Below are 654 nucleotides of genomic sequence, written 5' to 3'. Positions count from 1 at the left end.
CCGGAAGGACGCTGCGGGCGCGTAGTTTTTCAAGCGCTCCAGCCAGTAGGTCTTCGGCGTCCTGGCTGGAGCGCCGCTCCTTAACGTATTCCAAGTGGCTCTTGTAGCCATCGTCCACCGTTTCAGCCTCGGCAGCAGCCATGCCATCCCTCGCTGCCATGGCCCCGCACCGCCGGCAGTCCCATACGGCAGGAAGCTGGTCATCAGGAAGTTTGAGGAAGACCAACTGGGTTTCATGCCCCTTGGCGCACCAGAACGAGATCCGGACGCGCGGGAGGCTTTTCCCCTGGTCCTCGTCTGCCTGGAGGCTTGGTCCTGATCCTGCCGTTACACCCGCGCGGGTGCCCCGCAAACCTGACGTTGGATGTACCATCGGGGCTCCTGCCTCTTAAACAGAACTGTGGCTGCCGGAAACCGACAGCCACAGTTTAGTTCGCAGATCTGCGCCGCGGCAGTGCCCGCGCCGATCCTTCTCGCAGTACTTTAGGAGTCGCCGCTGCCCGTGAACCGCATAATCAGCCCCAAGGCGATGATCACGATGCCCCAAGTGACGCCAAGGATGACCGTAAACCGGTTGAGGTTGCGCTCGGCCACGCCGGAGGAGCTCAGACCGGAACTCATGCCGCCACCGAACATGTCGGACAGTCCGCCGCC

2 protein-coding genes are annotated in these 654 nt (G+C 62.7%); both read right to left on the bottom strand.

The window, feature by feature from the left end; all coding sequences use genetic code 11:
• Nucleotides 1-373, bottom strand: a 373-nt coding sequence (locus tag AC5RWX_RS34050) for an RNA polymerase-binding protein RbpA (RefSeq protein WP_494100540.1), incomplete at its 3' end; no start/stop codon positions are given.
• 110 nt (nt 374-483) lie between these two features.
• Nucleotides 484-654 (bottom strand): preprotein translocase subunit SecG (secG, locus tag AC5RWX_RS34045; RefSeq protein ID WP_494100541.1); only part of this gene is annotated, 171 nt, incomplete at its 5' end.

The organism is Arthrobacter sp. SPT-J7 (assembly GCF_059089965.1).
The sequence above is the reverse complement of the archived record's forward strand: the minus strand, read 5'-3'. Positions and strand labels throughout refer to the sequence as shown.